Here is a 7,888-nt window from a genome sequence, read left to right as displayed (position 1 = left end):
GAAGCCGGCGCTGCCGGTCATGACCTGCACGCCAGCGGCCAGGGCTCGCTCGCACTCGCCCTTGCGCAGGGCCGAGCACGCCAGGTGCAGGGCGACCAGGGAGGACGAGCAGGCCGTGTCGACGCACAGCGTGGGCCCGCGCAGGCCGAGGTGGAAGGCGACCCGGCCCGCGGCGAAGGAGCCGTGGCTGCCCGTGACCGCGTGGGCGCTCGCGGCGTCGCGGGCGGCGGGCTGGGGCGCGCGGGTGCTCGCGTAGTCGCTGGGCCCGATGCCGACGTAGACGCCCGTGCGCGAGCCGGCGAGCTGCGAGGGCACCAAGCCGGCGTGCTCGAGGGCGTGCCACGACTGCTCGAGCAGCAGGCGGTGCTGGGGGTCGACGTGGGCGGCCTCGCGCGGGCTGATGTTGAAGAAGGCGGCGTCGAAGCGCTCGACCTCGTCGAGCAGGGCGGCCTCGCGGACGTAGGACTTGCCGGGCGCTCCGGGGTCCGGGTCGTAGTCGCGCTCGGCGTCCCAGCGCGCGGGCGGGATGGGGCCGACGGCGTCGACCTCGGCCTCGAGTAGGGCCCACAAGCTGTCGAGATCGACGACGCCCCCGGGGGCGCGCAGGCCTACGCCGACGATGGCGATGGCGTCATCTTCGACCGCGGCGGCGGAGCGCTCGACGGCGGGTTGGGCCTCGGCCTGGACGGGCGCGCCGACGAGGCGCTCGACCAAGAGGGCGCAGACCTGGCGCGGGGAGGGGTGGTCGTAGGCCAAGGTCGCGGGCAGGCGCGTCCCGGTGGCTCGGCTCAGGCGCTCGCGCAGCTCCACGGCCATGACCGAGTCGAGGCCCAGGGCCGCGAAGCTCGAGCGCGGATCGAGGGCGCCGGGGTCGGGGAAGGCGAGCACGCCCGCGGTGTGCTCGAGGACGAGGGCGAGGAGCGCTTCTCGGCGGGCTTTGGTGTCGAGCCCGCGCAGGCTCTCGGCGCGCGTGGGCTCGGGCTCGGGCTCAGGGGCGACCTCGGCGAGCAGCGGGCGCGGCCGGGCGGCGGCGTAGATCGGGGCGAAGCGTCGCCAGTCGACGTCGACGACGGTCACCGCGGCGTCGCCTGCCGCGAGCGCGCGCTCGAGGGCGGCGAGGGCCTCGGCGGGGGCGAAGGGGCGCAGGCCCTGGCGCTGCAGGAAGGCCAGGCCGTCCGCGTCGGCGCCCATGCCTGCGTCGGCCCACAGGCCCCAGGCCACGCTCGTGGCCGCGCGACCTTGGGCCCGGCGCGCGTGGGCGAGGGCGTCGAGGTAGGCGTTGGCGGCGGCGTAGGCCGACTGGCGGCCGCTGCCCCAGGTGCCCGCGATGGACGCGAAGCACACGAAGGCGTCGAGGGGGCGGTCGGCCGTGAGGGCGTCGAGGTGGCGGGCGCCCTCGACCTTGGCGGCGAGGGTCTGGGCGAGGTCGCGGGCATCGAGGGCGCTCAGGGGCGCCATCGGCCCGGGCACGCCCGCGGCGTGGACCACCATCGTCAGCGGGGGTCCCCCGCCGTCGATCTCGGCGAGCAGGGCCGCGAGGGCGCAGCGATCGGCGACGTCGCAGGCCTCGATGCAGACCGCGGCGCCGAGGGCTTCGAGCTGTTCGCGGAGCGCGGCCGCGCCGGGAGCTTCGACGCCGCGGCGGCTGGTCAGCACGAGGCGCTCGACGCCTGCGCGGGCGAGCCAGGCGGCGACCTCGGAGCCGAGGGCTCCCGTGCCGCCGGTGATCAGCGCGGTCCCGCGGACGCGCAGGGGCGCGGCGCCCTCGGCCGCGGGAGCGGGCGCGAGGCGACGGGTGAGCACGCCGGCTTTGCGCAGGGCGAGCTGATCGTCGGGGCCGCTGGCGAGGAGCGCGGGCAGGGCCGCGAGGGCGGCGGGCGTGGTCGCGCTCGGGAGGTCGACGAGGCCGCCCCACAGCCGGGGCTGCTCGAGGGAGGCGCTCAGGCCCAAACCCCAGCTCGTCGCCTGGAGCGGGGCACACAGCGGGTCGTCGGCGCCCGTGGTCACGGCGCCCTGGGTCAGCAGCCACAGCCGCGCGCGGGCCTGGTGCTCGGCGAGGGCCTGGGTCAGGGCGAGGTTGCCGGCCAGGCCGGCGGGGAGCCCGGGCGCGTCGTCGGACATGCGCTCGTCGAGGGCGAGCAGCGAGAGCACGTGGGTGGTCTCGCCCTCGAGCTGCGCCGCGACGCTGTCGAGGCTGGCGGTGGCCACGGTGGCGCCCGCGTCCTCGAGCGCGCGGGTGATCGCCGCGGCGCGCTCGCGCAGCGCCGGCGGAGCGTCGCTGGGCGCGACGAGCAGGCAACGCAGCGCAGCGCCTTCGTGAGCCGCGAGCTCGAGGGGGCGCCAGCGCACGGTGTAGCGCCAGTTCGGGCGCTCGGGCGGACGCGCGGACCTCGAGGGGCGCGGCCCCTCCAGCCAGTAACGCTGGCGCGTAAAGGCGTAGGTCGGCAGGGCCACCGGGCGGGCCTTGGCGGGGGCGAGGGCGGCCTCCCAGTCGACGCGGTGACCCGCGCAGTGCAGCCCCACGAGGGCGCGCTGGATCTGGTCCAGGCCCCCCGCGCCGCGCCGCAAGCTCCCGACGGCGCCGCCGTCGAGCTCCCGGGCCTCGAGCGCGGCGGCGATGGTGGTGACCAGCAGCGGGTGCGGGCTGAGCTCGACGAAGTGGCGGTGGCCGGCGTCGAGCAGGGCGTCGACGGCCTCGGCGAAGCGCACGGGCTCTCGCAGGTTGCGGTACCAGTAGCTGGCGTCGAGGGCCTCGCCGTCGACGAAGGCCAGATCGAGGGTCGAGAGCATCGGCACCGAGCCGGGCGTGGGTCGGAGCGCGTCGAGCTCGGTCAGCAGGGGCTCGCGGGCGGGCTCGACCATGGCCGAGTGCGAGGCGTAGTCGATGGCCACGGGGCGAACGAACACCCCCTCGGCGCGGGCGCGCGCGCGCAGGTCTTCGATGGCCGCGCGCGCACCCGAGAGCACGGTCGAGCGCGGCCCGTTGACGGCGCCGATGGTCACGCGACCGTCGAGGGGCTCGAGCCAGGGGGCGAGGCCCTCGGGGTCGAGGCCGACGACCAGCATGGCGCCCGGGGGGACGCTGCGGGCGATGACTCGGCTGCGCCGGACCACGATGGCGGCGGCGTCGTCGAGGCTCAGGATGCCCGCGACGCAGGCGGCCGCGATCTCGCCCTGGGAGTGGCCGACGACGGCGTCGGGGACGACCCCGAGCTCGCGCCACAGGGCCGCGAGGCCGACCATGACGGCGAACAGCATGGGCTGAACGAGCTCGGGATCCTCGGGCAGCGCGGCGTCGGGAGCTCCGGTCTCGCGCAGGCGCTCGAGCAGGGAAGGCGCGTCCGAGGGCAAGTGGCGGGCGAAGGCGCGGTCGCAGGCCGCGACGGCGGCCGCGAAGGGGGCGGACTGCTCGAGCAAGGCGGCGGCCATGCCGAGCCACTGCGAGCCCTGACCCGGGCACACGAACACGAGCTTGCCCGCCTCGCCCGCGCGGCCGTGAACCCAGTCGCGGGCGCTCGCGTCCTCGAAGCGCGCGAGGGCGTCGTCGAGGGCTTCGAGGCCGGTTGCGACGGTCCCGACGCGGTGCTCGAAGTGGGTCCGCCGGGTGGCGAGGGAGTAGGCGAGGTCCCAGATCTCCGTCGGGCCTTCGTCGCTGGCCAGGCGCGCGCGCAGCTGCTCGACCTGGCCGCGCAGGGCGGCCTCGCTGCGGGCGGAGAGCACGACCGGCGCGGCGGGGGGACGCGCGGGGGTCGAGGGGGCGGGTTCGCGGCGGACCGCTGGCGCCTCCTCGAGGATGACGTGGGCGTTGGTCCCCGACAGGCCAAAGGAGGACACGCCGGCCCGCCGCGGCCGCGCGCCCCGGGGCCAGTCGACGGCCTCGGTCAGCAGGGCGACGCTGCCGTCCCAGTCGACGTGGGCGGAGGGCGCGTCGACGTGCAGGGTCTGGGGCAGGCGCTCGGCCTGGAGCGCGAGGACCATCTTGATGACCCCGGCGAGGCCGGCCGCGGCCTGGGTGTGGCCGAGGTTGGACTTGATCGAGCCGAGCCACAGCGGCGCGTCTTTTGCCTCGCGGGCGCGGCCGTAGGTCGCGTGCAGGGCTCGGGCCTCGATGGGGTCGCCGAGGGCCGTGCCCGTACCGTGAGCCTCGACGACGTCGACCTCCCTCGCCTCGACCCCCGCGGCGCCGAGGGCCGCGGCGATCACCCGGCGCTGGGCCGGCCCGTTGGGGGCGGTCAGGCCCTGGGAGCGCCCGTCTTGATTGACCGCCGAGCCGCGCACGAGGGCGAGGACCTCGCGGCCTTCTCGGCGCGCGTCGGCGAGGCGCTGGAGCACCACCACGCCCGCGCCCTCGCTCCAGCCCGAGCCGTCGGCCGCGGCCGCGAAGGGCTTGCAGCGCCCGTCGGGGGCCATGGCGCCGAGGCGGCTGAACTCGACGAACACGTTGGGCGTGGCCATGAGCGTCGCGCCGCCGACGAGGCCCAGGTCGCACTCGCCCCGGCGCAGCGCCTGGCAAGCGAGGTGCAGCGACACGAGGGAGGAGCTGCAGGCCGTGTCCACGGTCAGCGCGGGGCCCTCGAAGCCGAAGGTATAGGCGATGCGCCCGGACGCGACGCTGCCCGAGCTGCCCGTCCCGAGGTAGCCGTCCTGGGCCGCGGGGTCGTGGGTGAAGCGGCCGCCGTAGTCGGCGTACATCACCCCGAGGTAGACCCCCGTGGCGCTGCCCTCGAGGGACTCGGGCACGACGCCGGCGCGCTCGAAGGCCTCCCACGAGAGCTCGAGCAGCAGGCGCTGCTGGGGGTCCATGGCCAGCGCCTCGCGGGGGCTGATGTTGAAGAAGGCGGGGTCGAAGTCGGCGGCCTCGCGGAGGAAGGCGCCGGCGCGGCTGAGCGAGGCGCCGGGCAGCGGGCGGCCCTCGGCGTCGCGGGCGAACAGGGTGTCGAGGGGCCAGCCGCGGTCCTCGGGGAACTCGGCGATGGCGTCGCCGCCGTCGAGGAGCAGGCGCCACAGCTGCTCGGGGGTGCTGGCGCCTCCGGGGAAGCGGCAGGCCATGGACACGATGGCGATGGCGTCGTCTTCGGGGGCGGTCGGGGGGCTCGGCGCGGGGGGAGCTGCGAGCGTGGGCTCGGCGACGGGCTCCAGCGCGTCGTGCAGGGCGCGGACGAGGGCGCGGGGCGTGGGGTGATCGAAGAGCAGGGTCGAGGGCAGGCTCAGGCCCGTGGCGCGCTGGAGCCCGTTGCGGACCTCGATGGCCATGAGCGAGTCGAGGCCCAGCTCGCGCAGGGGCCGACTCGGCGAGGGGGCCTCGCTCAGGCGCAGGGTCTGGGTCACCAAGGTGGCGACGAGCTCGGACAGGAGGGTCTGGCGGGTCTCGGCCGTGGCCGCGCGCAGCTGCGTCGTGAGCTCGGGCTCCGTGGAGCTCCGGCCGGCGCGGCGCAGGCCCGCGCGCGCGGGCGGGGCGAGGGCCTCGAGTAGAGCGGGAAGCGCACCCGCGTCGCGGCGCTCGGCGAGGACCGCAGGGTCGAGGTCGAGGGGCGCGAGCAGGGCCTCGTCGCGGGCGAGGGCCGCGTCGAAGAGGGCCAGGCCGGCGTCGATCGGCAGGGCGCGGGCGCCCATCCGGCGCAGGCGCGCGCGGCCGAGCTCGCCGAGCCCCGCCAACATGCCGCCGGTGGACCACAGGCCCCAGGCGAGGCTCTGGGCGGGCAAGCCGGCGCCGCGGCGGTGCTGGGCGAGGGCGTCGAGGAAGGTGTTGGCGGCGGCGTAGTTGGCCTGGCCGCCGTTGCCGAGCAGCCCGGCGGCGGACGAGAACAGCACGAAGGCGGCGAGGGGGCGCCCTCGCGTCAGCGCGTGCAGGTTCCAGGCGCCGGCGACCTTGGGGTGGAGGACCCGGCGCAGGGCTTCGGCGTCGAGGCGCTCGAGGGTCGCGTCGGCGAGGCAGCCGGCGGTGTGGATCACGGCCGTGAGCGGGCCGAGCTCGGGGCGCCCGTCGAGGCTCGAGAGCAGCTCGGCGACGGCTTCGCGCTCGCCGACGTCGCAGGCTTCGATGTGCACCGCCGCCGCGCCGAGCTCGAGGAGCGCGGCCTGGAGCGCGGGGGCTCCGGGGGCGTCGAGGCCCTGGCGGGAGCACAGCACCAGCTCGCGCACGCCGTGGTTGCGGACGAGGTGGCGGGCGAGCTCGGCCCCGAGGGCACCGGTGCCGCCGGTGATCAGCACGGCGCCCGCGTCCAGGGCAGGGCGCTGGGCGGTCTCGCTGGTCAGGGGGCGCAGCCGCGGGCGCAGGCGGACTCCGCCGCGCAGCGCCAGCTCGGGGGCGTCGTGGATCGGGGCGTGTTCGAGGGGCGTGTCGGCGTCGAGATCGACGAGAGACAGCGCGCGCCCCGACTCGCTGCGCGCGACCCGAGCCAGGCCCCACAGCGGCGCGAGGGCCAGGCCTTCGAGGGCGTCGCGGGGATCGGCCCCGACGCTCGCGCGGGTGACCCAGCACAGCCGGGTGCGGGCGAGGGCGGGGTGGCGCAGCCAGTCCTGGAGCTCGGCGAGGCCGGCCTCGGCCACGCGCGCGGCCGCGTCCGCGCCGGGCTCCTCGACGGACCACCGGCGGACGACGAGGGCAGGCGCCGGGGCGCCCGCGTCGAGGCCCGCGATGAGCTCGGTCCAGTCCGCGTGGCGCTCGAGGGTCTTCGCCGAGTCGGCGGGCATGTTCGAGGGCGCGGACATGGGCTCCCAGGCGACGCGCAAGGGGACGCGCTCGTTGGGGGAGACTTGCTCGGGGCTGGCCGGGCGCAGCTCGAGGGCGCCGAGGCGGAGCACGAGCCGCCCCTCGGGGTCCCAGGCTTCGAGGGACAGCGCACCCGCGGCGTCGAGGCGCGCGCGCACGAACAGCCGAGACGGCGCGCTGGCGTGGAGCTCGAGGGCCGTCAGGGCGAAGGGCAGGGCGACCTCGCCAGCGTCTGGGCGGGCGTGGGCGCGGAGCTGGAAGACCGCGTCCAAGAGCGCGGGGTGGATGGCGAAGGCCGGCTGGCCGAGAGCCTGCGCGGGGTCGAGCTCGACCACGGCTTCGAGGGTGTCCGCCGATCGCCAGGCGCGTCGCAGCCCGCGGAAGGCGGGGCCGTAGCGCAGGCCGAGGGCTTCGAGGGCGGCGTAGGTCGGCTCGAGCGCGAGGCCGTCGGCGGGGGGCTTGGAAGGTTCGACCCGCTGCGTCTCGGCTTCGATCGCCCGGACCTTGCCGCGGGCGTGGACCTGCCCGGCATCACCCGCGGCGTCGCGCGAGTGCACGGCGAGGGCTCGCGCGCCGGTCTGCGGGTCCGGGGCCTCGAGCACGACCTGGAGGTCCACGGGCCCGGCGTCGAGGACCAGCGGGGCGAGGAGCACGAGCTCGTCGAGGGCGAGGGCCGAGGCCTCGGGCCAGCTGTGCCGGGCCGCGCTAAGGGCCAGGTCGGCGAAGCCCGCCCCCGGCAAGATGACCCGCTCGAACACCCGGTGGTCGCCGAGCCAGCTCGCGCGGCCCAGGTCGACGGTGCCGGTGAACAGCCGGCGATCGTCGCCGAGCACCGCGGTGTGCGCGCGCAGGAAGGGGTGCTCGAGGGCGCGCAGGCCCGCGCGGCGTAGATCGCTGGCCGAGGCCGCGGGGACCTCGAGCCAGTGGCGGCGACGCTGGAAGGCGTAGCTGGGCAGGGGGATCCGCCGGGGCTCACGGCCGGCCCATCGCGCCACGAGCGGGGCCCAGTCGAGCTCGAGGCCATGGCAGTGGAGCTCGGCCAGCGACCCGAGCACCCGTCGCAGGTCGCCCTCGTCGCGGCGCAGCGTCCCGAGGGCCGCCGCGCCCTCGTCGGTCTGCGCGTCGAGGTGGGCCTCGAACACGCCGCGCATGGCCGTGGTCAGCAGGGGGTGGGGG

The 7,888-nt window shown here is 77.2% G+C and carries 1 protein-coding gene; it reads right to left on the bottom strand.

What is annotated here, in order from left to right; translation table 11 throughout:
- A partial coding sequence (locus PPSIR1_RS40870; protein ID WP_006977214.1) for a type I polyketide synthase occupies positions 1-7,888 on the bottom strand: 7,888 nt, incomplete at both ends.

It is taken from the genome of Plesiocystis pacifica SIR-1 (genome assembly GCF_000170895.1).
Classification (GTDB): Bacteria; Myxococcota_A; Polyangia; order Nannocystales; family Nannocystaceae; genus Plesiocystis; species Plesiocystis pacifica.
The sequence above is the reverse complement of the archived record's forward strand: the minus strand, read 5'-3'. Positions and strand labels throughout refer to the sequence as shown.